Origin of the sequence: Vibrio sp. 10N.286.49.C3 (assembly GCF_041469545.1) — a bacterium.
Taxonomy (GTDB): Bacteria; Pseudomonadota; Gammaproteobacteria; order Enterobacterales; family Vibrionaceae; genus Vibrio; species Vibrio tasmaniensis_A.
Window position 1 is genome coordinate 1 of the sequence record NZ_JBFRKT010000024.1, and the last position, 25,973, is coordinate 25,973.

Sequence of the window (25,973 nt, forward strand, 5' to 3'; positions counted from 1 at the left end):
CTTTAACTGATCGGCATTAATGCACATGCGTCGGTTTTTTATTGCTTATTAGTTTTGTTTATTACTTTACGATCATCCACATTCTATAACGCAAAACTCTATATTTGTTCAATAGTACAATAAGTTAGCCATGAAACATCAGCCAAACTGATATATGATGCACCGCTTCAATATGTCACATCATTCTGGCACCCGTTCGATAACAGGATCCTCATGAGCTTTATTATATTATTACTTCTTCTAGTATTCGTTGGCGTTACACGTTTATTTCAGTGGCGAAAAACCTCTAGTTTTATCAAACTTCTTCTTATCTCTTTATTTATATTGATTGGTTCGGGTTTAATCCCTCGCTATCTACTAAACGACCTGCAAGCCAATTATGAGCACAAACCTGACATTCAGTGGACCTCTCACAATGCCATTGTCTTGCTTGGTGCTGGTACTCAACTCATCGCAAGTACACAAGAATTTGAGCCGACCTTTTTCTCGTTCGGTCGCATCAATGAAACGGCAAGCCAATATAAAAACTGTGCGGAGGCTCAAACCATATGCAAAGTGATTGTTAGTGGTGGAGATGCACAAAATAATGGTGTAACCGAAGCGGAAGTTTATCAACAGCAGTTGCTTAGACTCGGCGTTCCACTAGCCGATATCATTCAAGAATCGAATAGCGTCAACACTTGGAAAAACGCGCAGCTCACCAGTGACCTAATGAAGCATCACCAGTTCGACAACATTGTTCTTGTTTCATCAGGCCTACATATTCGTCGTAGTGAACTCTACTTTAATCATTTTGGATTAAACGTCGTCCCAGTACGAGCCGACTACATGGCTGCTCAAATTTCATGGTTACCATTATGGTACAACTTCGCAGTTACAGACTTTGCATTGCATGAACAATTGGGTTTTGCTCGTTACAACCTTTACAACTTTATGGGGTGGAACAGCAAACGTGAGAAGCCCGGTGACGCCTGATCGCTTCAACCATGATCTAACTAGTTAACTAGTTAGCTAGTTAGTTAGCTAGTTAGTTATTTAGCTAGTGGTCATTTAGTATCTAGAAGATTCACAGCTCATAAACAAAAAAATGCAGCCACAATCGAAGGATTGTCAGCTGCATTTTTAATTCGTGCTTCTACTCAGTACTAACGGGCAATTACCACATTAGATCATCTGGGATCACGAAGTCTTTGTACGGGTCATCTTCGTCTACTTCATCTGAGCTTGAAGCTTGAGTATCAACGATAGACTCTTCGTCACGCATCGCGATCTTGTTCGCTACCGCAGTAGGGATAACTACATAGCTTTCGCCTTGACGCGCGATACTTAGAATGCCTTTACTTAGTTGCTTTTGAGTCAGCTCTTCTACGTAAAGGTATTTAACTAGCGTACCGTCGGTGAAGTTGTATTTGATCTCACCGTTCTTCTGTTCGATCTTGTTCATCTCAATCAGTTGCTTCACTTGAGCTTTAATTTCTTTGCTCAACTGCTGTTCTTTCAACTGTTGGTTTAACTCTTTGTCTTTCGCTTGCTGCGCCAGTTTAGTTTCTTCTGCTGCCGCTTTTGCTTCACGAGACTGAACGCGAGACTTTTTAGAGCCTTTCTTCGCCTTCTTTAATTTTTTCTCATTTACCAAGCCAGCTTTAAGCATTTGCTCTTGGAGTGTTAACTTTGCCATGACTTTCCCAGTTCAGGATTAAAAACGACACTATCATACCTGTTTTTGAGGAATCTGTTTACTGAACAATGGCAAAATTTATGCTGATAGAGCAAGGCGGTTAGCGTTTTCCCTTATCGTGATTCACAGCATCCATTTCTGGTTATTTACCGACCTATGATTTCCACGAAAACAACCAATAGTGACTTACCCTCAAACCCAAATCGTTCCTCTATTTTTTAGCGTGCGCGCGTATCACTTATCATTCAGGCAAAGCAATATGTTAATTTTCAATGAGTAATCTAATTTATAAAACCATGGCATATATCTAATATTTGGATAATTCCCATAGAGTTATAACTCCAATGTCACAACTCTTTACTACGTTATTCTTTAAACCAATCAGTAAGGATAACGTGAAAATGAAAACTCAATGGACTTGCCTGAGTGCAATACTTGCATCAGCTTCATTCATTTCAACCTCGGCTATTGCAGATACCGATGTGTACCTGACCAATAACACTAGCCAAGTAATGACGATTCAAACCAATCACACGGGTACCGACCAGCTTCAATTCGGTGATGAGTGGCAGCAACATGTTGAACAGATTGGCCCTTGGGAGACGAAGAAGCTGATCAGTTTCAATCGCTGGACTGGTGTGAAATCAGGGAAGACCTATGAGTTTGACACTGTGGTATCGAACGCTGTGGGTGAGAGTGTCACGCTCAACCAAACCATGAAGGGACATTGGTACAACTCGACACTGCAACATGGTTTAAGCGCCGCAGACGTCAACCTAACATTGCATGACGATCGTAATATTCATCGCAACACAACCGATGCATTCGGGGTTAATGCAGAGCTAGCGCTTAAAGCCGATTCTACGGCGCGCTACGATGATATTTATTACACCATCACTCCACCAAAAGTGGATGAGCAACCAGAGCCAGATGCCAATACACTCAAAGTCATGACTTATAACATCTGGGCGCTGCCTGCCATCGCTTCACATATTGGTGACCGCTATGACCTGATCCCTCAATACGTAAAGGGCTATGACGTGTTGGCGCTACAAGAGGTGTTTGCTAACGGCAGAGATGAATTCTTGCGTGAGCTTTCGAAGGAGTATCCTTATCAAACCAAAATGCTCGATAAAGACGGGATTAACATCTATGACGGCGGCGTGATCATTGTCAGCCGCTACCCTATCGTTAACGAAGCTCAGTATGTTTTCCCTGATTGTACGGGCACAGATTGCTTTGCTGATAAAGGTGTTAACTACGCGGAAGTTATCAAAAATGGTCAGGCTTACCATGTATTCGGCACCCACACGGCATCGTTTGATACGAACACCGCTCGTGACTACCGACAACGTCAATTTAAACAGATGCGTCAGCTTGCTCAATCACTGGAAATACCAACTTCAGAGACGGTTATTTACAGCGGTGACTTCAACGTGAACAAGCTGAAGTTCCCAGGCGACTACCAACAAATGTTCGCTAACCTGCAAGCCGATGAGCCGGAGTATTCAGGTTATACCGCTTCAACCTTTGATCCTCGTATCAACAACTTTGCAGGCGAACCTATGTCTGGCGGGGAAAATGTCGAATACTTGGATTACGTAGTGGTGAGTTCGGAGTACGCACAAAAAACTCACAACAATAACCGCGTTGATGTTCCTCGCTCAACCAGCAGTGAATTATGGAAGCACTACAACCTTTCAGACCACTTCCCTGTCAGTGCTGTCATCAAGTAGCGCGGTGAACCAATAATGCATCGAGTTATATTAATCCTAATGCTCGTCTTAACGGCGAGCATTGTTGGCTATTCGTGGTCATCAAAATCCACTGAAACACCGCTATCTTCTGCTCAACACACTGAAGCTAATCCGCGTGTTTCTATGACAACTGATGACGATAATTCCACGCCCACTGCAACCGCCAGTTCGGAAAACTCCGCATCGCACAGCAATCAATCCCAAGCTGGAGCACTGGACGGTAAAATTCTTGCTGAAAACTTAAGCGAACTTGAAGGTAAAGCTCTATTCGATGAACTCGATGGGTTCTGGAAGCTTTGCCAACAACGTGATGACTGCACTGAGCAACTCGCACGATTAAAATCGGAGTTGCCGAGTATATGGTTTGAGTTACTGAGCGACTATCCTCAGCTATCAGTCGACTGGCAATTAGCCCAAAGTACCATCCCACTTGAATCCATAGAGACTCTTGAAGATCGTGTTGCCTTATTCAAGCAGTCTGCACAGCAAGTATGGGGAGAGTTGGCCCACCAGCTATTCGCAGACCAGTTTGCGCATCTAGATTTTACGCTCGACGCCAACACCCTTGAAGAGAACGAAGCGAGCCAGTTTTTGGCCAATTATCAAGATTTGCTTAGTGAATGGCAAAACAATACGGGCACGTTAAACGCCGAAACACAGCTTCAAAAATATGAACTGGCAGTCTCTTTGATACCCAGCAGCTATAGCCCTGCTGAGATAGTATCAGTCAAAGCCGACCTTCAAGATGCCTACTTAGATGAAGCGAAGGCTAGCAACATTGCCGCGCGAGAACAGCAAGTCGCGCAACAGCAACAAACCGTGATGAGTTATCACGAGCAACTGGATCAGCTCAAAGCGACCTTAGACTATCAGCGAACCTCAAGTTATGGCACTTGGACTCAACACGATTGGGACAGTTATTATCAGCAGCAAGTATCCGATTTCAGGGAACAGTTTTTTAGCAAGTAACGCTTTAACTTAAACCGTCACGAAACTGCGCGGGCGTCTTATTGAGCCACCCTTTAAACGCCCTCCTGAAATTAGCTGGGTCGCTATAACCGAGCCTTTCACCGATGTCATCGATACTCATGGTTGTGCCGAGTAACAGCTCTTTGGCCAGTTCCACTCGAACTTCGGTCAGCAATATTTGATAACTGGAATCATGGGTCACTAGCTCTCGCCTGAGTGTACGAGAGCTACAACCAAACTCTTCTGCGAGTTGTTCTATAGTCGGGAAACTGCCTGCGGTTTGATAAAAGATCGTTTTGATCTGGTTAGTCAGCAGGTGCTCAGAGTCCAGCGTTTCGACTATCGACTGGCAAGACGCGAGATAGCGCTTCAGTGTCGCGGCATCATGAGTCAATAACGTTTGTGATAAAACCGAGGCATCAAAACGCAGTTCACAATAGTTTTGTTCAAAAATCACCGGGCACTGGAAACGCTCGTCATAAAACTTGGTGTAATTAGGGCGAGCATAAGGCAAAGCCAAAGTGTGAATATCCAACTCATGACCAGTCAGTTCTTTGAACAAAGAGACGATTGAACTCAAGAAATACTCACTGCAGAAAGGCAGGAGATCGCCCACTTCCAAGGTGTTCTCAATCTGAATCACTGCTTGCTCGGAATCTAGAAACAATTTAACCGAGAAGATAGGACCGTTCAGGCGCAGATATTTAAAGCCCGACTTGATGGCCTCTCCGACATTTTGGCTAGTCGATAGCGCATAACCCAACACACCAAAGTGGCTCAAGCTAGCGTGTTGCCCCAGCCAAAGCCCTAAGCCATCGTGAGGAAAGCTCTGATTCGCCGCGCTAAATAACGAAAGTTTGTCAGCGTAAGTCAGCTTTCCATTCGGGTCTCGCCAATCCATGTTCGGCAAACCCACATCATTGAGTAGCCTTTCAATATCGAGACCTCGTTGCTCTAACGTATTCAACAGCAGCGCGATATCTAATGTACCCAATTGATGCCGATGTCCGGTCGGCTTATACTCCGCGATAATCTCCAATCGTCTCTCCTTATATCGAGCCCATTCCCATCAACATGACTACTCAGCTTCAACAACACTACTGACAAAATCGTGATTGCTAACGCGCTCTTGTCCGAATATGACCTCCCAATTCTACGCTACTCATCGCACAATGGCTTTAGTTGTTAAATTTATGTGAACTATCGCAATGATAAAAACGAATCCTGCTCCACACAGTTTGATTGATTCTAATGGTCAGCCGATCATTGGACATTTCGATGGCATCCCAAAGCACCTGAACATCGAGAACTTTGACTACCGAAACTCGATGGATGCAAAAGCAAACCTTTGGCAGAAGCACTTCCACTACAAGCAATTTCAATTTGTCAGCATCGTCACCGACACGCACATTATTGGTGTCGCTATCGCGGATATTCGCTACTTAGGCACGGCATTTTGTTATCTGTACGATATTGAAAACAACCATCTAGAAGAGTCATCTTGGTTGAGGCCATTAGGGTTTGATAAACAAGTTACCGCTTCGCCATTTGAAGGAAAGACAAGCATTGCAGGCCAAAGCATTGCTTTCGATATCGAAGGCGGGCAATGGCAAGTTCGATTGAATACCAAACTCATCAAGGCCGATATCGCTTTAGAGCCTGAAGCCGATAGCATGCCCTTGGCGATGTGCAGCCCAACGGGTTATTCAGGTTGGACTTACACCCAAAAGCACAATGCTTTGCGCATCAGCGGTGAAATCCAAATCAAAGGAGAATCACTCGTTCTCGAACAAGCTCGTGCCGGTTATGACTTTTCAGCGGGCTACATGAGACGTGAAACCAGCTGGCGCTGGGCAAGCATCAACACGCAATCCAATGGCACAGATATTGGCCTAAACCTCGCGGCGGGCGTGAATGAAACCGGAGGCTGCGAAAACGTGTTATGGGTCAATGGAACCAGACACTTGCTTAACCCGGTACAGTTTACGTTCAGTCGCCAAGACACGAACTTGCCTTGGCAGATAACATCACAAGATGGACGTATAAACCTGGCCTTTACGCCCTTAAATAACCGCAGCGAAAAGCTCAATTTATGGCTGTTAAAGAGTAACTTTCGTCAGTTCATTGGTCACTTTTCTGGCTCGATTGAAGACAACAATGGAGTGACACATCGACTCGATGGTGTTCTTGGCCTAACAGAAGATCACTTTGCTCGCTGGTAACGTAATTCTGCTGATTGAATCTCAGGCGAGCAAGTCTAAGTAAACTTGATACTAAGAACGCGTATGGCGTCTCAACAAGGATAAAACATGAATATCGACGCATTAATCAATCACCCAGAATGGCTACTGCTGGTATTAGCGCCCTTATTCATCGTGTGCATGGCGGCTGAGTATTTTATCGGTCAGAAGCAAGGTCGACTGCCAGATAACTCCAGCTATAAACTTTCAGAAGTGATGTGTAACTTCACGCTTGCGGGAATGCATCAACTCTCCGATTTGCTCACTGGGTTATTGGTCGTGCAGCTGTATCTATGGCTGTTTGGTTGGCGCTTAATGGACATTGAAATTGGCGTGCTGAGTTTCATTGTGTTGATGGTGTTGCAAGACTTTTGCTATTACTGGTTCCATAGAGCAAGCCATCGTGTTCGCTGGATGTGGGCAGCACACGTCGCGCACCACAGCTCAGAACAGATGAACTTCAGTACGGCTTTCCGTCAAAGCTTAATGTACCCACTTGCTGGGATGTGGCTATTCTGGGTACCGTTGGTCATCATAGGTTTCGACCCTAAATGGGTCGTCTTTGTGGTGCTTCTGAATCTAGGTTTGCAGTTCTTCGTCCATACACAATGGATACGAAGCTTGGGGCCACTTGAATACATCTTTAACACCCCATCACACCACCGTGTGCATCACGGCAAAAACCCGCAATACATAGATAAGAACTACGCCGGTGTTTTGATCATTTGGGATAAGTTGTTTGGTACGTTCGAACCTGAAGTTGAAACCGTGCGTTACGGCGTCACTAAACCAGTAAACAGTTTTAACCCTATAATCGTCACCTTTCAAGAATGGAAGGCCATATACAAAGATTTGAGAAACCGAGAGCTAACCATCAAACAGAAAGTCCTGTTGATACTCTCACCTCCATCGGATTAAACGGACGATAGACAGATTATATTAACTAAGAAACCGCCTCAACTGGATTCAAAGGCATCCCCACCGACTCGATTGAATAGTAAAGCACCGTTTTCCGATAATTTATTTGTGATCTGGGTTGCACGCGTACCGCATACTATCAGATACTGAACAAAACTAACCTTCAGCCACAGTAAACGTTCTGCGCTTGCTGTTCAGGAATTTCAATGAGTTCAGATAATCAGCCGACCTACTTCTTTTTCGATTACGAAACGTGGGGCGTTAGCCCAGCAAAAGACCGTCCGAGTCAGTTTGCGGGTGTTCGTACCGACCAAGATTTCAATGTTATTGGAGAGCCTCTGGTTATCTATTGCCAACCTCCTGCTGATTACCTCCCTGCGCCTGAAGCTGCGTTGATCACCCGTATCACGCCACAGAAAGCGGCTTCACAAGGTCTCCCTGAGCCAGAGTTTATCGCTAAGATCCATGCTGAGTTGGCCAAACCAAACACCACAAGCCTTGGTTACAACAGTATTCGATTTGATGACGAGGTAACGCGTTACACCTGTTACCGAAACTTCATCGACCCATATGCGTGGAGCTGGCAGAACGGCAACTCTCGTTGGGATCTACTCGATGTAATGCGCGCTGTTCACGCACTGCGCCCTGAAGGCATTGTTTGGCCAGAGAACGAAGAAGGTTATCCAAGTTTCAAATTGGAACACCTATCTGTGGCAAACGGCATTGAACATGAGAACGCGCACGATGCGATGGCCGATGTTATTGCGACCATCGAGTTAGCGAAGAAGCTGAAAGCTGCACAACCTAAGATGTTCGATTACCTTTACAACATGCGTCATAAGCGTAAGCTGAATGACCTGGTTGATATTGTAAACATGACACCATTGATGCACGTTTCGGGCATGTTTGGCCGTGACTGCAACTACACAAGTTGGATTGTGCCTATGGCTTGGCACCCAACCAATCAAAATGCGGTTATCGTGGTTGATTTAGCTAAAGATCCAAGCCCACTGTTAGAACTGGACGCTGATGAACTCAGAGAAAGGCTCTACACCAAACGCAGTGAACTGGGTGAAGACGAGCTACCCGTGCCAATCAAATTGGTTCAGCTGAACAAGTGCCCTATTCTTGCTCCAGCCAAAACGCTGACGGCTGAAAATGCCGAAACCATCGGTATCGATCGCCAACAATGCCTGAAAAACTTGGCACTGCTGCGCGAACATCCAGAGATCCGCGAAAAACTCATTGGCCTGTACTCTCAAGAGCGCGAGTACGAAAAGAGTGATGATGTTGATACCCACCTTTACGACGGTTTCTTTTCACCTGCTGATAAAACAGCGATGAACATCATTCGTGAAACTGACCCGAACAACTTGGCAGCTTTGGATATCACCTTCAGTGACGAACGTATTAAACCGTTACTGTTCCGTTACCGTGCACGTAACTTCCCATGGACGCTCGACGAAGCTGAGCAATTGAAATGGGCAAACCATTGTCGTGAGTTTTATGAGTGCCGTTTAGAAGAGTACATGCTCAACCTTGAAAACCTCGCGCACGAACATGAAAGTGACGAGAAGAAAATGGCTATCTTGAAGGCGGTTTATCAATACGTAGAAAAGTTAGCTAGTTAATTCCATTATCAAGAGACGTAACACTTTGAAAGAAAGATTGATCCAACTGGTTTACTGCTTAATCTCCTTCACCTTAATCATAAGTGCACTTACAGTAGGTAACGCGTTACAGCACTTTTTGGATACCTCAATCCCAGGCAGTATTTTTGGCATGTTGATTCTGTTTGCCGCCATGGTGATTGGTATTGTTCCTTCGCACTGGGTACAACCCGGTGCAAGCTTGATTATCCGGCTAATGATCTTACTGTTTGTTCCGATCAGTGTTGGGTTGATGGATCACTTCGACATGCTCATCGCGAACGCATTGCCAATTATGGCCAGCGCCGTTGGTGGCACGTTGCTGGTGTTGGTGTCCTTATCATGGTTTTTAGACCGCTTGCTTTCGAGAGGTAACTGATCATGTGGATTCTACTCACCATCGTGGTATTCCTGTTTGCTCGCTGGGTAAGTCAAAAAGTAAACTCACCGCTGTGTAACCCCCTGCTGATCAGCATTGGTATCATCATTCCGATACTCACGTTCTTCAAAGTACCGTTTGAGACTTACTATGCGGACAACACCTGGATTACCTACATGCTGCAGCCCGCGGTAGTTGCCCTTGCTTATCCGCTTTATGAACAGCTACCTCAAATCAGAGCCAACTGGCGCATCATCACCTTTGCTTGCACACTAGGCAGTGTAATGTCGATGACAACGACAGCATTGATCGCTGTGGCTTTTAAAGCAGACTTAAGTTTGATTGCGAGTTTATTAGGTAAATCAGTCACCACGCCAATTGCGATGGAAGTATCGAGCCATTTAGGTGGTGAAGCAGCGATTGCGGCAATACTGGTATTGATTGTTGGTCTGTTTGGGGCGATTTTTGCTTACCCAATCTACAATCTCATTGGTATTAAGAGCCCTATTGCCCGAGGTTTAACCATGGGTACCGTATCTCACGCTTTAGGCACTGCAACCTGTGCTGAAAAGAATCAGGAAGATGCAGCATTCAGTTCTTTGGCTCTTGTGCTTTGCGGCGTCATTACCTCAATCATCGCACCGAGTATATTTTCGCTCGTGGTTTGGTTCTATTCTTAACCTAAACGATCACTACGCGATTCAGCCCAACCAGAATGCTGTTTATTACAGTGTCTGTTTGGGCTTTTTATTCGCATTTATTTAGCAATAGCAGCCAAATCGCGCCCTGTTTAGGCCAATAAATGGGATATCAATGGTAGTTTTTACTCTTGCAATCGATTTCATCTGTGACCTCACTCTAATTATGCAAACCAATGTAACAACAACAACGTAGTGGTGATCCATGTCACAGAAAATTCCTGAGCATTACATAGAATTAAAGCCTAAGGTCAATTAAGGATTCAACATGAACAGTCGTATTACCCTGGCGCTGGAAAGTGCTCCAACAGCAATCAAAGCACTTTTGAGTGACATCGTATTAGCAGACAACTTTGACGCGACATTGTCTCCAGAACAATTTGCTAGCCTACTGCAAGCAAGTGGTTTAGCGGATGACGAGCTACGTATTGCGCTACTTCCTTTTGCCGCAGCCTATTCTTACGCTCCGTTATCTGACTTTTATGTTGGTGCAATCGTGCGTGGTTTGTCCGGCACTCTGTATTTTGGTGCAAACCTTGAAATCGCTGGTGCTCAACTTGGCCAAACAGTACACGCTGAGCAATCTGCAATCAGCCACGCTTGGATGAAAGGCGAACAAGGTATTTCTGATATCACCATCAACTTCAGCCCTTGTGGTCACTGTCGTCAATTCATGAACGAACTGACCACAGCAAAAGAACTTAAAGTTCAGCTTCCACAACGTGATGAAATGTCTCTGCAAGAGTACCTACCAGACTCGTTCGGCCCTGCTGATTTAGGTGTGACGACTGGCCTAATGACTAAGCTTGATCATAAACACACGACTGAAGAAACAACGCCTATTGTTGTAGAAGCGCTAGCAGCACTAAACCGCAGCCATGCTCCTTACACCAAAAACCTAAGTGGTGTTTCACTGCAATTGACGTCGGGTGAGGTTTTCACTGGTGCTTACGCTGAAAACGCAGCGTTCAACCCGAGCTTACCTCCTCTGCAAGTGGCGTTGATTCAACTTAAACTGGCTGGCTTCGATTTTGAACAGATTGAAAACGCAGCCTTGGTTGAAATTGCCGAAGGTAGCATCAGTCACCTAGCGGATACGCAATCTACATTAGAAGCGATTAATCCCGACATTCCAGTGACTTACTTAGCAATCTAAGTACATCTGATTAACATAAATTCAAATAATCAGCCCTATTTAACAGGGCTGATTTTTTTATGCCTGTAATTAACGCAACAACTTGCGCAAACGTTTGCTTTTATCATTGAAATAAGTATGATCACCCCGTTTTCAATCAATCGTTCAAAAGATCGGAAGGAATTTCTATGTTTGGTACTGCTACTCGTGAAAATGCTACTCGTGTACTTCTATTAGGTTCAGGTGAACTCGGCAAAGAAGTTGCTATCGAGTGCCAACGTTTAGGTTTGGAAGTTATTGCTTGTGACCGTTATGTAGACGCACCTGCGATGCAAGTTGCGCATCGTAGCCATGTATTAGACATGTTAGACGGCGATGCACTTCAAGCAATCATTGAACTAGAAAAGCCAGATTATGTGGTTCCTGAAATTGAAGCTATTGCCACCAGCAAACTGGTAGAGCTAGAAGCACAAGGCTTAAATGTCGTTCCAACTGCGAATGCGACCAAGCTAACGATGAACCGCGAAGGTATCCGTCGTCTAGCCGCAGAAGAGCTAAAACTGAGCACTTCTCCTTACCGCTTTGCAGACACCTTTGAAGATTTCTCAGCCGCTGTTGAATTCGTCGGTATGCCTTGCGTTGTTAAGCCAGTAATGAGCTCTTCAGGTAAAGGTCAAAGCATTATCAAAACAGAAGAAGACATTCAGAAGTCTTGGGACTACGCACAAGAAGGCGGCCGTACTGGCGCAGGTCGTGTGATCGTTGAAGGCTTCATCGACTTTGATTACGAAATTACGCTACTTACCGTTCGCGCAGTCGACGGTGTTCACTTCTGTGCGCCTATCGGTCACCGCCAAGAAGATGGTGATTACCGTGAATCATGGCAGCCACAAGTCATGTCAGACAACGCACTCAAAACAGCGCAATACACCGCTGAACAAGTGGTTAACGCATTAGGTGGTCACGGTATCTTCGGCGTAGAGCTGTTTGTCAAAGGCGATCACGTTATCTTCAACGAAGTATCCCCTCGCCCACACGATACTGGCTTAGTGACTCTTATGTCTCAAGACTCATCGGAATTCGCACTGCACGTACGCGCGTTTACCGGTTTGCCGATCAAATCCATCACGCAATACGGTCCGTGTGCATCAGCGGTTATCCTTGGTCAAGGCACTTCAACCAACATTCGTTTTGAAGGTCTTACAGAGGCGCTAGACGCACCACAGACGCAAGTTCGCTTGTTTGGTAAACCTGATATCGATGGTCGCCGTCGTCTAGGTGTGGCGCTTACTCGTCGCAACAGCACTGAGACTGCGATTGAAGATGCAATTGAGAGTGCTTCTAAAGTAAAAGTGATTTACTAGCTGTTAATTACCATTTTCTAGCTAATGACAACTAGACTACTAATTGGTAACGACTAACTCAGATCTGAACCATTACGTTCTCGCATCTGAACAATCACGACTTCAAATCTGAACAATAAAAAAGACGGGCTATCGAGCCCGTCTTTTTGTTGGTGTTATCTGTTGGCTTAACTAAGCAAACTGAACTTAAGCGTCTGACTCAATCAAATACACTTCTTCACAGAAGCGAGACAAGCCTTTCTTAGCGATCTTCGGATGTTCATCGTTCGCTATATCTTGATTCAACAATGTGATTTGGTATCCAGCGAACAACTGAGTGATCTCTAGTTTAGGTACGCTAAACGGAGGCCCCGCCATTTCGCTTTGGTCGTAATCCAGCGTCACCAGAAGGATCTTACCACCCGGTTTCAGCAGTTGTTTCAAACGCTCTACATACTGCACTCGCATCTCTTCAGGCAATGCGACTAAAGACGCGCGATCATAAATGGTATCGACAGGCTGGATTGGTGCTGTGAAGTAATCGCCCGTGTAGATGTTCAGTTCATCGAATTGGTAGAGCTCGTGCTGACCGCTAATTTGAGTCACAGTCGGGGTATAAAGGTGCTCTGCAAAAAATGCGCGAACCGCAATCTGGCTTAACTCGACACCTTGAACATCTTCATGCTTTGAAGCTAGCCAAATCAGATCTTCACTTTTACCACAAAGTGGAACAAACACACTCTTCTCGTAGCTAGGCTCAGTCTTTTCCCAAAATTTAATCAGAAGTGGGTTTACATCTTCGAGGTGGAAACCAATTTGGTTGGCTGCCCATTTATTGTGCCAAAATTCAGGGTTATTCATCTTTCGTTCATGTTAAACAGTCATAATGCAAGGGTACAGTATAGAGAGGTAAGAGCAACCTTAGCTTGGTTTAAAGTACCAAATTGGTTTCGATGAAATCAGAAACTGGCTAAGTTCAAAGTTCTAATAATTGCGGAACTAACAGTTGGATTATTTGTCTATATCTTCACATTTTAAAGCAATATTAAACGTTAGAGTTGGTTTCTGTCTTAGCTAGCCCCATTTAATATGTAGTGAGTTTAGTTAAGCTGTTTTTACTCTTGTGCGTTACTGGTTACCCCTTTTAACTACCCGTTTTTGTAACCTTGTATTTTGGAGTTTGAATGAGTGTATTTCTCCGTACGACGGCCCTAATGCTATTGGTATTGAGCCGAGCGCCTGCATTCGCAGCAGCACCTGTTTCAACAAGTTCGACTGATCAAACGCGCACTCCTGCGCAAAACCAAGTTTCATCAAACGTATTCCGTCATAGTTTGAGCGGCCTTTACGGCATCAAAGCCTTCGACTCACGCCCGACTCAGCCTTACACCGACTTCGATATTCTGTACAGCAAAGCGCATCAAGGCCAAGCTGAACTAGAAACTATCTGTAAAAGTACTGCCCTACTCACCAATTCTGAAGCGCTATTTGCTGGCGTTAAATCTCAAGCTCGTGCAGAAGAAAAAATCGCCCTTGAGCTTGATGGTGATGTAACAAAAATTACCGACTTAGCCCGTGCAACTATCATCGCGAACGATGTAGAAAGCTTGGTTGAAGTTTACGAAGCGCTAAGCCGTGAAGCAGACGTTGTTAAGCTGAAAAACAAGTTTAAGTCACCAGCCGATTCTGGCTACCGTGACCTTAACTTGTTGGTTCGTTTACCTAAAACCAACATCATTGCAGAGGTTCAACTTCACTTGAAAGCGATTGCTGATGTGAAAAGTGGCCCTGAGCACGAACTCTACGAAATCATCCAAGGCATTGAGCGTCACGCAATTGCAGAACATCGCCCAATCAATGACATTGAAGCGGCACAAATCAATAGCCTAAGACGCCAATCTTTAGAGCTTTACCAACAAGCATGGCAACCGTACATTACCACGCACATTAAAGCGGCATAAACGCTTACCATAAACAAGAACGACAAAGGGCTGCATAATCGCAGCCCTTTCTTTTTATTAGTGCTCTCGCGTTGCTTTCATTAGTTCATTAGTTCATTAGTTCATTACTATCAGAAAGCAAAATATAGGGATGTCACTATTAGTAGTTAACGAGAAGGGTGATTAACGAGAAGGGTAGCTAAGAAAAGAGAGTCAGGTGATACCACTAAGAGAAACTAGTGACAAGACAGTCAGCAAATGATGCATAAGACGTAGATACAAAAAGACCACGCTAGGCGTGGTCTATTGCTTGGCTACTTCTCGATTTTAATATTTTCGACTCGGGCCTTCAGTTTTTGTCCCGGTCTAAAAGTAACAACACGTCGAGCAGAAATTGGAATGTCTTCACCAGTTTTCGGGTTACGACCAGGTCGCTCGTTTTTCTCACGAAGATCAAAGTTACCAAAACCAGACAGTTTTACCTGTTCGCCATTTTCAAGTGCCTTACGAACTTCTTCGAAAAACACTTCAACCGTTTCCTTGGCATCCCGCTTGCTGTATCCGAGTGTTTCAAACAGGTTCTCAGCCAAATCGGCTTTAGTGAGTGCCATAAAACTTTCCTCAAAGCTATGTTATACATTGCTACCATCTTCAGTAGCGCCAAAGCATTTACCCTATTCAATCAATGAGATAAGGTCATTTACAAGGAAAGTGTATGCCAAGCTTCTGATTTTCGCCAACTTTTTTATCTCATCAATTTAATTATTCTTTCAAATCAGGAAGATAACTCCCTTGCAAAGTCACATATATAGCTAAAAACACCTAGCCAACAGGTACGATGTGATATTATATCCCGCAAAATACAACATAATAAGAATTTAAAACTTTAGTGTTCTAAAAGATAATTTTTGAGACCTCTATCCTATACCCAATAAAATCAGCCACTTGATTTGATATCAAACTCAACAGAGGTTACTAAGTAACCATTATTAAATATGATATTTGTATCATTTCAGAATTTAATTCGAATTAGTCAATCCTTTCGACAATGCTATTCTGCTGTGTTTTTAGAAAACGCTCAATCAATCGTCTTTATTTCCCTAAGAGGTCTTACGGTTGTCTTAGCAGGCTTCACTATCAAACCTATACCGACTAGAAACAGTACAGATGCCACAACTTGAGCGACTGATAGCACCTCGTCATACATAAAGTAACCACTGATCAATGCGAAGATAGGTACTAGCAAGGTTAACGGCGCTGTCGTGCTTAACGGATATTGAATTAACAGTTTATTCCACACCCAGTAACCGAATAGCGTGGTTGGGTAAGCCTGAAACAACACAGCAATCGTTGCGTTCCAATCCCATTGTTCTATCGCCTGCCAAATAATTTGGTCGCCGTGCAGCATCACCGCAAACAACACTAATGGAACTGGCGCAAATAGCATGCCCCACACGTTAAACGCAAAAGCCTGAGTGGTTTTAGACGCTTTAACAATCACGCCCATTAACGTCCAACTACACGCTGCGATCATAATAAGAATCACGCCATTAACAGTGACATTGCCCGTTGCTGCGGAAACCAGCACCGCCAACGCGCACATCGCTAACATCGCACCCATTAACTTGCGAACCGACGCACTTTCTTTGAAAACCCACACGCCAACCGCCATACCAATTAGCACATTGGTTGAAAGCAACACCGACGAAAGCCCCGATGAGAGCCCAGCGGTGATTGACCATGAAGCCATGCCCCAGATGCCCACACCAAACACAAAGCCATAACTAACTAAATAACGCCACGCGACATTCGGTCTTGCTACAAAAAATATCACCGGAATCACCGCTAGCGAGAAACGCGCGGCGGTTGCCAACAACGGATGAACATTGGTTACACCCATTTTGATCATCGAGAAATTGAATCCCCAAATTGCCATCACGAACACCGCTAACAACAAATCATTTCTTTTCATACTGACCCCTCCTTTGTTTTGAATGAGTATCCCTTGATCAATAAAACCAGTACAGATACAATTTTTACAATAAAAACCAGTACAGTTAACAACGGTCGTGACCATGAGCATCTACAGAAAGCTAGCCAATCAGTTTATTGATGAGATTGAAACGGGGAAAAGACCCGAAGGTGGACGCATGCCTTCGCTGCGTCAATTAGCTAAACAACAAGCCATCAGCATGTCGACCGTGGTGAGCTGCTACCAAGAACTGGAATCACAAGGCTGGATACACTCTCGACCGCAAGCAGGGTATTTTGTTTCTCCTCATAAACCTGCTCGTTCAACCCCAGAGTGGGCACAGTTTGAAAGTAAAGTGTCGAGCGTCAAGCTAACCTCATCGACTCACAGCTCAATCAATGGACCTTTAGGGGTGTCTAGCACCGCCAATGATGAACAGTCGATTGTTGAACTGGAACGCAGTTTTCGCCGCGCTATTCGGCGTATGAGCAGCAGGCTAAACCATTACCCAGATACACAAGGTGAGCCAATGTTACGTCAGGCATTATCCACTCACTTTGCCAAGCTCGATGTACACTTTTCACCTGAAGAGATGGTGATTACGGCAGGCTGTATGTCTGCGATTAAGGCTGCACTTGAATCGTGCACCAAAGAAGGCGACACCATCGCGATTAGTTCACCTTGTTTCAACGGCATTCTGGAGTTGCTCGGAAAGATGTCGCGACAAATCATCGAGATCCCATCTCTAGATGACGGCATCGACTTGCAACAATTAGAAGCACATTTGAAGAATAAACGAGTGTATGCCGCGATTTTTTGTACCTCTCATATGAACCCTCAAGGGATCAACATGTCGGCTAGTCAAAAACAAAAGCTTGCTGAATTAGCGAATCACTATCAAGTACCGATCATTGAAGATGATGTGTATCTGGAACTTTCTTATTCCTCACACACTCCACTCCCCGCGAAATACTACGACAAAGGCGGCTATGTACTATGGTGTGGTTCAATATCGAAAAGCTTGTCACCGAGTTACCGATTAGGATGGTGCTTACCAGGGAGGTTCATTAACGAATACAAGGCTCAGTTTTCTGCTGCAAGCTATGGCGTCGCCCTACCCACTCAGCTTGCAGTTGCTGACTTTATCGAATCTGGTCAATACGCAAAACACGTTAGAAGAAGGTGTACTCAGCTTCTCTCTTTGCGCCAGCAATACCTAAGTTATTTGGCTCAGCACCTTCCTCAAGGAGTAAAGATAAGTAACCCACAAGGTGGCATGGTACTTTGGCTACAAATACCAAATTTGAACCAATCAAGCTTTGCTCAGGCAGTTGCCGACCACAACATTGATATCAGGCTTGGGCACCTGTTTAGCACTCATGACCTTTACAGCAATTGCTTACGCATCAATATTGGTTACTCGTTAGAGGGAAAAGCCAAGCAGGAATTGAACGACTTAATCGAACTGATTCACGTTCATAGCTAATACGTTCCAGTTCTTAATACGTGCCAGTTCATAATACGCAGCTAGGACATCAAAGCTTTTCAGAATCGACTTTTTTCAGGGTCATTAGAACACCGAAATTTTAATAGCCTTTTATCATAAAAAAGAAGGCTATCATTCCAATCTGATCTAGGTTAAAGCCCCGCACCGTAAGGAAAATGACTCGCTTCGATACCTTTAAATACTGAGTTTGCTAGCACATACAAAATTATGCAAACTGGCTAATGACACATCACTTTTTAACTTCAATATACAACCGCCGGCGCTGGCGTTTTCCCGTATTTGAAGAGAATAATTATGAGTGATACAACAAAAAACAAACCACTACCTTCCTTTATCGAAGAACGCTTGAACTTCTATATTCAAGACCTCATTACCCAGAACCAAAGCCAAAAGCACTTGGTATTGGGTAAACGACCTCAGCGCAACGCCGTCGTGATGCAGAGCAATGATTACTTAGCACTGTCACACAACAAACCGATTCAAGACGCCCATCAAGCGGCGATTATCGAACACGATGACAACGTAGTGATGTCTGCAATTTTTTTACAAGATGAAGAGTCTAAACCTGCGTTTGAAACCGAGCTCGCGAACTATGTCGGAATGGAGAGCTGTTTGCTTTCTCAGTCAGGTTGGGCGGCCAATATTGGACTATTACAAACCATCTGCCCGCCGGACACATCGGTGTATATCGACTTTTTTGCCCATATGTCGCTATGGGAAGGCATTCGTGCCGCTGGCGGCATCGCCCACCCGTTTATGCATAACAATATGAATCACCTGCGTAAACAGTTAGAGCGCCACGGCTCAGGCGTTATTGTGGTCGATTCGGTTTACAGTACCATTGGGACCATCGCCCCACTACGCGACATCTACGAAATGGCGCAGGAGTTTGATTGTGCCGTCGTCGTTGATGAATCGCATTCATTGGGCACGCATGGGGAAAATGGTGCCGGCATAGTTCACGCATTGGGCCTTACAAAGCAAGTCGACTTCATCACCGTAAGTTTGGCTAAAACCTTTGCTTATCGTGCAGGCGCGATCCTTGGACCAAAACTGCTTTCAGAAACCTTACCGTTTGTTGCTTATCCCGCGATTTTCAGCTCGACCGTGTTACCACAAGAGGTGGTCCGTTTAGAGAAAACATTAGAGGTAATCAAAAGTGCAGATGATAAACGGCAGGCTCTGTTCCAGCGTGCTAAATCGTTGACTACGGGTCTAAAACGAATTGGCTTTAATATCCGCAGCGAGTCTCAAATTATGGCATTAGAATGTGGTAGTGAAAGAAACACTGAACGTGTTCGCGATTTCCTCGAAGAACGGAATGTGTTCGGTGCGGTGTTCTGCCGCCCCGCTACGGGCAAGAACAAGAACATCATCCGATTTTCAGTGAATGCCGATATGACACCACGAGACATTGACCATGTGCTCACAGTTTGTCACGAAGCGTACCATCACCCAGAGTTAGAGTTCGTATAACTCTGTACACACCAATTCTATAACTAACACAAACGGCAGGACTGAATAGACGCTATCATGTCGCGATACAAAAAGAGCCCAGCGAATTGCTGAGCTCTTTCTTGTGTTCATCTATTCATCTATTCATCTATTCATCTAGTTCAGCTGGATAACCGGACGGTACAACCAATCAAATCCAGTGTGCAATTTTATCGAACAGTCGGGTTTTATCCGCTGGCTTCACAATAAAATCTGACATGCCTGACGATTCCATTTTTTCCAATGTCACTGGGGAACTGTCGCCTGTGTGAGCAATAATCGGCACTGTAGAGTATTCTTTGGCTGCACTGCGGATTCGACGAGAAGCTTCAATACCATCCATAATTGGCATCTCGATATCCATCAGAATCAAATCAACATCCTCGGTATCCAAAGCATCTAACGCTTGTTGGCCATCTTCTTTCTGTACAACGTCAAAGCCCTGTTTTTCCAATAACATTGCGGTAAAACGGCGCAAAGATTCGTTGTCATCCACCACCATTATCGTACGTTTATTAGTCGCCTCTAGTGGTTTCACAGCAACCGATGGCAACACGTAATTAGAATCGAAAAGTAAGCGCTCGATGGTGGCTTTGGTATTCAGTAGCCAAACTTGTGTTTCCACCCAAATCGGTTCAAAAGCAACGTTACGAACACGCTTAATGGGATGATGCTCATACAAATAGATGATTCTCGCTTCAGTGAACGATAGCAAAGATTCAATTCTATCGAGGTAATTGGCTCTTAAATCTAAGCTCTCCATATCAACGAAAATCAAGTCGAACTCAAATTGATATTCCTTATTTTTAAGTGCTGATACAACGTCTAATACGGTTAGGTCAAACCCCATAAAACGTGATGTCTCAGTAATTTTATCAGAGAGTACTTTCTGGTCACTCACCATCAACACTGTCTTTAGCTTAGTGAGCTCACTCATAATTTCGTTCACAGAGTGAGAAGTCAAAGATGGAAAAGTCATCGTGAACTGCGTCCACTGTTCCACCTCAGACTTACACTTAATCTCTCCACCAAACGACCGCATTACCTTCTGACAAAATGGCAAACCTAAGCCGTAGTTACCTGATTGGCCGGTGGTGTAAAAATCCTGGAAGATACGTCGAATGACATCGTTTGAAATACCAGATCCGTTATCGGTAACCATAATTTGATTGGTCACGTCATCACTGCACATGGTGACATGAATATGAAAATCTTCAGGGCTGCGATGATGGAATGCGTTCTTGAACAAGTTATACATCACGTACTTCAACAAGGTATCACTACCCAAGAAGTCAAAGTTGCTTTGTACATCTAAAGAGATCGCTGATTTATCAGCTGAGCGCTTATAGTTAAAGCTATCTATCGCCCCTTCCACCACCGCTTGAGCTGAATGTTTCTTGAACGTAGAACGAGATACTCGGTTTTCATCAATTGAAGTCAATAGCAGATCAATCGTCTCGTTACCTGAGTGAATAATCTCCATCGCTTCATCACCCACTTCACGTAACTGTATAACTTCTTCATTACTCAAAGCGTATTGCCCTTGGTGGCCACCACTTTTCGGATTCGGCAATATGGACTGCATAACATCAATAGATGTCAGTAAACCACTTAGTGGGTTTCGCATCTCATGCGCGATACCAGCTCCAAAAGATTTCGCCAATGACACCTTATTCTCATGTTCCACCTGATTACGGAAGTAAAATAAGTTACCGAACAAATAGATAAATAAGAAGATTGGCACATGCGTCCAATCCATGGTGAGCTCTAAGTAGAAGCCTTGTGCCACCCACGCACACAAGGTAGCAATCCCTATCCCGGCGAAGGTTTGTGCAAACATCACTCGGGTGACGTGAACTAATAGAATATGGAGGAAAATAGCCGACATGAAAGACATAACCCATACGTTGGACCAGTTATTCATCAGCAGCATGTAAAAGAAAAAACACGGTAAGCAGAGGGTAATAGCGACTTGATAATAAGCCGGAAGGTACTTTCGCCAATCAAATGGAATACGATTACGAACAACAATCCCAAGGAACAATACCGAGCAAAACAGACGCACGGCTAAATTTTCATAGGGTTGCGGAAACAAGAATTCCCATACAATGTAGTAAGCAGGGAAACCGACAAAGCCCATCCAACCCACAAGGGTTAGGTTAGGTTCTGCGTACTGATAAACTTTACGAATCGCGTTCATACAAATACTTTATTTACTAAGCCCTAACGTTTACAAAGTCTAAAATTTGATGTTGGTTCTTATGTTTTCCGCTGAGTATATTACACATCACCTCAGAGCAGTGAGCTTTCAATCAAATATGTATCAACGCTTTTGATTTTATTATGACTTAGATGAATAAAGTCTCGGTTTCATACTTTAACTCAGACAACATCCCTAAGTGATTCAGATTTATACGCTCACGCCTACACCAATAACGCGCCTTAGCAAGTGCTGCGCCCCTTCGTTTGCATTATGTCACTGTAACGCGATGCATCTTTCTTGGAGTATCGCCGTAATCAATCACCGCGTAATGTTGCGTTACCCTATTGTCCCAAATAGCCATTGATCCCTTGTCCCATTTGAAACGGACTTGAAACTCAGGGCGTCGTGCAATTTCAAACAGTTGGTAAAGTAAAACATCACTATCTTGTCGGTCGAGCTCGTTGATATAACGAGTAAACTGTTCATTGATATAAAGTGTTTCTTTACCGGTTTCCGGATGGCTCTGAACAACAGGATGGATTACAGGTGGATTTTTCTGCGCGGTTTTAAGTAGTGATTTGTGCCAATCAAGCTCTATCTGATCTGACTCAACTCCCTCGAAAGCCACCAGCGAATGAGTCGCAGACAACCCTCTCAGCTTTGCTTTCATGTCTTCATCTAATGACTCGAAAACCGCCGTCATCGAACACCAAATCGTATCCCCACCGGTGCTTGGAATATGTTGAGCATGCAACAAAGAAGCTTTCGATGGCACTTTGCGCCAGGTTAGATCCGTATGCCAATAGCTTTCCATGGGTGCATTACCACGGGTTGTTTCGATGACACTCACCTGAGGTGCGCTTTCGACGCGAGGAAAGAAGGGATGCGCAGGCTCGAGCTGTCCAAATCGCTCTGCAATCATCAAGTGTTGTTCTGGTGAGAGTACTTGATCACCTAGTAAGATTACTTGATGGGTAATCAGCGCCTGATAAACCTCATCGAGTTCGGTCACACTGCATGTGGCGAGATCGACTCCATGGATTCGCGCACCGATATGAGGGGTAACTTGTTCTATTTTCAACATACTTTCGCTTATTGGTGATATGAAATTTCAGAATCAGTTTAGGTACTGGCTATTAAACCGGACAAATACAACATTTCTTTCAACACTGTTCGTTCCAAAAGAAAGTCTCACTTTAATAAGAACAAGGCCATCTAAAAAAAGAGCCCCTACATAGGAGCTCTTTTCGTTTTTTGATACTTCCTGTATCCATAGACAAGTCCAATCTGTAGTACTTTCACTGAAAGCCAGATCATCGATATCTCCAGTTGTGTATCAACTTAAATGTAACACACAATCTCCAGGCTGTTCTAAAACACAACCGAGATAATGAACTTAGTGCCACTCCATCTCACCACTCAGCACTTGTTCGATGCCATCAAGATGGAAGGAATCTCGACATTAACGATACTGATGTGGAATAAGTATTATTAATTTTACTTATGCAGAACTAAATTCTATCTTGGCTGCATGATACAACACCATAAACAAACGCGATTACGCAGGGAAAAAGACGATGACCGCCATTACCGATTTAGACATTCTGCTAAAGTCCATGTCACCAGAGCTCATTGAAGGTGATTATGTTTTTTGTACTGTAGACGGGGGATTGGGAGATTATGTTCAACTCGAACCAATCGCGACCTTTCGTGAAAAGGAAAGTTTAACACTGGTTCTTGAAGAAGGCGTTGCGACCAAAGCTCAGTTAGACTTCGACGGTGTATTTAGCCTGATCACTTTATCGGTCCACTCGAGTCTTGAAGCAGTTGGATTAACAGCGGCTTTTGCCACCAAGCTAGGTTCATACGGCATTAGCGCCAACGTAATTGCTGGTTATTACCATGACCATATCTTCGTTCAGAAAGAGAAAGCAGAAGCTGCAATGAGTGCGCTGAAAGAGTTTTCAGAAACTGATTAATAAATAATTTGATTACTCACAAATACAAAAAAAGCGACGTAATCTACGTCGCTTTGACTTATTGCTTAACAATCACTCACTGATCAGGCATCAGTGAGTGACACAGTTAAGCAAGCTTAAAAGTCGCCACTTTGTCACTTAAACCAGCGGCTTGGCTCTTAAGTTCGTTCGACTCAGTTAAGCTGTCCTGTGCGCCCACAACTAAGTGGTCCGTAACATCTTTAATGGTCGTAATGTTCTGAGTAATTTCACCCGTCACGTGCGTTTGCTCTTCTGCTGCGGTAGCAATTTGAGTCGCCATATCACTAATCAAAGCCACCGCTGTGTTGATCTCTTCTAGCGCATGTGAAGCTCGGTCGGCATCTTCGACGGAATGTATTGCCAGTTTCGAGCTGCTCTCCATAAGATCAACCGCTTGAGCCGTTGTGCGTTGTAAAACATCAATCGTTGACTTTATCTCTTCTGTTGAAGAGTGAGTTCGTTGAGAAAGCACACGTACTTCATCTGCAACTACAGCAAAACCACGACCTTGTTCACCAGCACGCGCCGCTTCAATCGCAGCATTCAAAGCAAGCAAGTTAGTTTGCTCTGCAATACCTTGAATCGTAGCAAGTACCGTCGAAATCTCTTGAGCATGCTTGTTTAGCTCACTGATCACATTACCTGCTTCATTCACTTCATTGGCAAGGTTATTGATAGAACCTTTGGTATCGACAACCAGGGCGTGACCGCTATTAGTGCTTGTCGCAGAGTCTTGTGCCGCTTTTGCTGTTTGCTCAGCATGCGATGCAATCTCTTGCGTTGCACTCGCCATTTCCGTTACAGCCGTCGCCACCATGGTGATCTCTTGCTGTTGATGATTAAGCTCATCCACCGAACGATTCGCTCGCTGAGTACTTTTCTCTGACTGGCTGTTAAGCTGCTCTGATTGCCCACGAATATGACCAATCAACTGCTGTAAACTTCCTACAAAAGTGTTGAAGTTCTGTGCTAGTTCTCCTACTTCATCTTGGTTCTCAACATGAATACGCTGAGTTAAATCACCACTACCATTAGCGATCTGCGCCAGTGCTTGAGACACATGGTTCAACGGACGGAACAGAATAGTACACAGCAGGTTAAACAATATGGTACATACAATCACAACCAACAGTGTCACCAACACTTGACCGATCACCGCATCAAATAACGGTGCAACCAAAGAGTCATGATTAACAACACTGATAGTAATCAGGCTTGTACCATCAATCGCACGTGCGTACAGAACATAGTCGCTGCCATTTAACTCGATAGCCGTGTCTTTACCGCTAGTCAGTGCCTTCTGTACATCAGCAAAATCTAGCCCTAGCGAGCTAATGTTCTCGTTCAGCAACTTTGTATCAGCGTGCGTGTAAACCGTGCCTTTGTTGGTCGCGATAAACATGTAGCCTTCACCTGGAAGAATCACTTTTTCAAGGCTGTTTAGAATGTCGGTAATTTCTACATCGGCCCCCAAAACGACCTGCTGACCATGCAGTTGCATTGCAGTACCCAACGACACAACGTTCGCCCCAGTTGCCGCAGCAACCGTTGGGTTATCCATGAACACCTTACTTGGGTTCGCAACCGCATTGGTGTACCAACCCCATACGCGTGGATCATCATTGCCCGGTGGCAACACTACGCCATTCGCATTTTTTTGCGAGCCATCAGGGAACGCTAAGAACACATTATCAAACGCCCCTGAATCACGAACCTGCTTCAGGTGAGTGACCAAGCTTTCTTGTGTTGACTCCTTCGAAAGTGAAGTAAGCGCACGTTCTTTGGATAAGATCCAATCCGATACATATTGATTATAAGAAGCTGATGCACCTTCTAAGCGCTGTTCAACTTCAATATCCAACCGTTGTAATGAAGCACGAAAAGACAATACTTCGACCAAAATCCCCCCCAGGATAATGGCCATGCTGGCAGAGATCGCCAGCTTATTTTTAAGCGAGAGTTTCTTGAACATAGGAAACCTATAATTTAGAAGTAAAAACCGCGGTGACAAATTTGTCACCAACACAGTTTGCAAGCACCATTTATTTTACGCTTTAAAATAAATTAATAAACCATCCAAGCTTAATATCA

General features: G+C 44.3%; 22 protein-coding genes. 14 read left to right on the top strand and 8 right to left on the bottom strand.

What is annotated here, in order from left to right; genetic code table 11:
- Positions 1-213 precede the first annotated feature (213 nt).
- Positions 214-975 (top strand): YdcF family protein, encoded by a 762-nt coding sequence (locus tag AB4180_RS11285; protein WP_102249834.1) that lies wholly within the window; start codon positions 214-216, stop codon positions 973-975.
- 181 nt (positions 976-1,156) lie between these two features.
- Here AB4180_RS11285 and AB4180_RS11290 read toward each other — a convergent pair whose 3' ends face one another.
- Complete coding sequence (locus AB4180_RS11290) at positions 1,157-1,678, bottom strand: DUF2058 domain-containing protein (RefSeq protein ID WP_012604134.1); 522 nt, start codon at positions 1,676-1,678, stop codon at positions 1,157-1,159.
- A 401-nt stretch (positions 1,679-2,079) separates the two neighbouring features.
- Between AB4180_RS11290 and AB4180_RS11295 the strand changes: the two genes are divergently transcribed.
- Positions 2,080-3,414, top strand: coding sequence for a sphingomyelin phosphodiesterase (locus AB4180_RS11295; RefSeq protein ID WP_102249833.1), 1,335 nt, complete (start codon positions 2,080-2,082; stop codon positions 3,412-3,414).
- A gap of 39 nt (positions 3,415-3,453) precedes the next feature.
- Positions 3,454-4,404 (top strand): chromosome partitioning protein ParA, encoded by a 951-nt coding sequence (locus AB4180_RS11300; protein ID WP_102249832.1) that lies wholly within the window; start codon positions 3,454-3,456, stop codon positions 4,402-4,404.
- 4 nt (positions 4,405-4,408) lie between these two features.
- Here the strand turns inward: AB4180_RS11300 and AB4180_RS11305 are convergent, their stop codons facing one another.
- On the bottom strand, positions 4,409-5,443 hold the full coding sequence (locus AB4180_RS11305; protein WP_102249831.1) for an AraC family transcriptional regulator: 1,035 nt from the start codon (positions 5,441-5,443) through the stop codon (positions 4,409-4,411).
- 169 nt (positions 5,444-5,612) lie between these two features.
- Between AB4180_RS11305 and AB4180_RS11310 the strand changes: the two genes are divergently transcribed.
- From AB4180_RS11310 to purT, 7 genes are all read left to right on the top strand, one after another.
- Positions 5,613-6,626, top strand: a complete 1,014-nt coding sequence (locus tag AB4180_RS11310; RefSeq protein ID WP_102249830.1) for a DUF2804 domain-containing protein — start codon at positions 5,613-5,615, stop codon at positions 6,624-6,626.
- Between the two features lie 87 nt (positions 6,627-6,713).
- Positions 6,714-7,562: a sterol desaturase family protein gene (locus AB4180_RS11315; protein WP_102249829.1), complete on the top strand. Its 849-nt coding sequence runs from the start codon at positions 6,714-6,716 to the stop codon at positions 7,560-7,562.
- Between the two features lie 206 nt (positions 7,563-7,768).
- Positions 7,769-9,193, top strand: a complete 1,425-nt coding sequence (gene sbcB, locus AB4180_RS11320; protein WP_017070926.1) for an exodeoxyribonuclease I — start codon at positions 7,769-7,771, stop codon at positions 9,191-9,193.
- A gap of 25 nt (positions 9,194-9,218) precedes the next feature.
- Positions 9,219-9,590, top strand: coding sequence for a CidA/LrgA family protein (locus tag AB4180_RS11325; RefSeq protein WP_102249828.1), 372 nt, complete (start codon positions 9,219-9,221; stop codon positions 9,588-9,590).
- A gap of 2 nt (positions 9,591-9,592) precedes the next feature.
- Complete coding sequence (locus tag AB4180_RS11330) at positions 9,593-10,270, top strand: LrgB family protein (RefSeq protein ID WP_012604141.1); 678 nt, start codon at positions 9,593-9,595, stop codon at positions 10,268-10,270.
- 286 nt (positions 10,271-10,556) lie between these two features.
- Positions 10,557-11,444, top strand: a complete 888-nt coding sequence (gene cdd / locus AB4180_RS11335; protein ID WP_012604142.1) for a cytidine deaminase — start codon at positions 10,557-10,559, stop codon at positions 11,442-11,444.
- A gap of 167 nt (positions 11,445-11,611) precedes the next feature.
- Entirely contained in the window at positions 11,612-12,787 is a 1,176-nt protein-coding gene (gene purT / locus AB4180_RS11340) for a formate-dependent phosphoribosylglycinamide formyltransferase (protein WP_102249827.1), read from the top strand.
- A 186-nt stretch (positions 12,788-12,973) separates the two neighbouring features.
- Here the strand turns inward: purT and AB4180_RS11345 are convergent, their stop codons facing one another.
- Complete coding sequence (locus tag AB4180_RS11345) at positions 12,974-13,627, bottom strand: thiopurine S-methyltransferase (protein WP_102249826.1); 654 nt, start codon at positions 13,625-13,627, stop codon at positions 12,974-12,976.
- Positions 13,628-13,950: 323 nt separating this feature from the next.
- On the opposite strand from AB4180_RS11345, the gene AB4180_RS11350 reads away from it, so the two are divergent.
- Positions 13,951-14,727: a RelA/SpoT domain-containing protein gene (locus AB4180_RS11350; RefSeq protein WP_017059130.1), complete on the top strand. Its 777-nt coding sequence runs from the start codon at positions 13,951-13,953 to the stop codon at positions 14,725-14,727.
- Positions 14,728-15,020: 293 nt separating this feature from the next.
- Here AB4180_RS11350 and ihfA read toward each other — a convergent pair whose 3' ends face one another.
- Together ihfA and AB4180_RS11360 are read right to left on the bottom strand one after the other, a co-directional pair.
- Positions 15,021-15,317, bottom strand: a complete 297-nt coding sequence (gene ihfA, locus AB4180_RS11355; RefSeq protein WP_004734853.1) for an integration host factor subunit alpha — start codon at positions 15,315-15,317, stop codon at positions 15,021-15,023.
- A gap of 467 nt (positions 15,318-15,784) precedes the next feature.
- Positions 15,785-16,678 (bottom strand): EamA family transporter, encoded by an 894-nt coding sequence (locus AB4180_RS11360; protein ID WP_009846953.1) that lies wholly within the window; start codon positions 16,676-16,678, stop codon positions 15,785-15,787.
- 103 nt (positions 16,679-16,781) lie between these two features.
- Here AB4180_RS11360 and AB4180_RS11365 point away from each other — a divergent pair, with 103 nt between their 5' ends.
- Together AB4180_RS11365 and cqsA are read left to right on the top strand one after the other, a co-directional pair.
- On the top strand, positions 16,782-18,164 hold the full coding sequence (locus AB4180_RS11365; RefSeq protein WP_102249825.1) for a PLP-dependent aminotransferase family protein: 1,383 nt from the start codon (positions 16,782-16,784) through the stop codon (positions 18,162-18,164).
- Positions 18,165-18,479: 315 nt separating this feature from the next.
- Positions 18,480-19,661, top strand: a complete 1,182-nt coding sequence (gene cqsA / locus AB4180_RS11370; RefSeq protein WP_102249824.1) for an alpha-hydroxyketone-type quorum-sensing autoinducer synthase — start codon at positions 18,480-18,482, stop codon at positions 19,659-19,661.
- A 169-nt stretch (positions 19,662-19,830) separates the two neighbouring features.
- On the opposite strand, the gene AB4180_RS11375 is transcribed toward cqsA, so the two are convergent.
- Together AB4180_RS11375 and AB4180_RS11380 are read right to left on the bottom strand one after the other, a co-directional pair.
- Positions 19,831-21,879 (bottom strand): response regulator, encoded by a 2,049-nt coding sequence (locus AB4180_RS11375; protein ID WP_102249823.1) that lies wholly within the window; start codon positions 21,877-21,879, stop codon positions 19,831-19,833.
- Positions 21,880-22,150: 271 nt separating this feature from the next.
- Positions 22,151-22,966 (bottom strand): TauD/TfdA family dioxygenase, encoded by an 816-nt coding sequence (locus tag AB4180_RS11380; RefSeq protein WP_102249822.1) that lies wholly within the window; start codon positions 22,964-22,966, stop codon positions 22,151-22,153.
- Between the two features lie 493 nt (positions 22,967-23,459).
- Between AB4180_RS11380 and AB4180_RS11385 the strand changes: the two genes are divergently transcribed.
- On the top strand, positions 23,460-23,861 hold the full coding sequence (locus tag AB4180_RS11385) for an ACT domain-containing protein (protein WP_012604152.1): 402 nt from the start codon (positions 23,460-23,462) through the stop codon (positions 23,859-23,861).
- A 106-nt stretch (positions 23,862-23,967) separates the two neighbouring features.
- Here the strand turns inward: AB4180_RS11385 and AB4180_RS11390 are convergent, their stop codons facing one another.
- Entirely contained in the window at positions 23,968-25,854 is a 1,887-nt protein-coding gene (locus AB4180_RS11390; RefSeq protein ID WP_102249821.1) for a methyl-accepting chemotaxis protein, read from the bottom strand.
- Between the last annotated feature and the right edge of the window lie 119 nt (positions 25,855-25,973).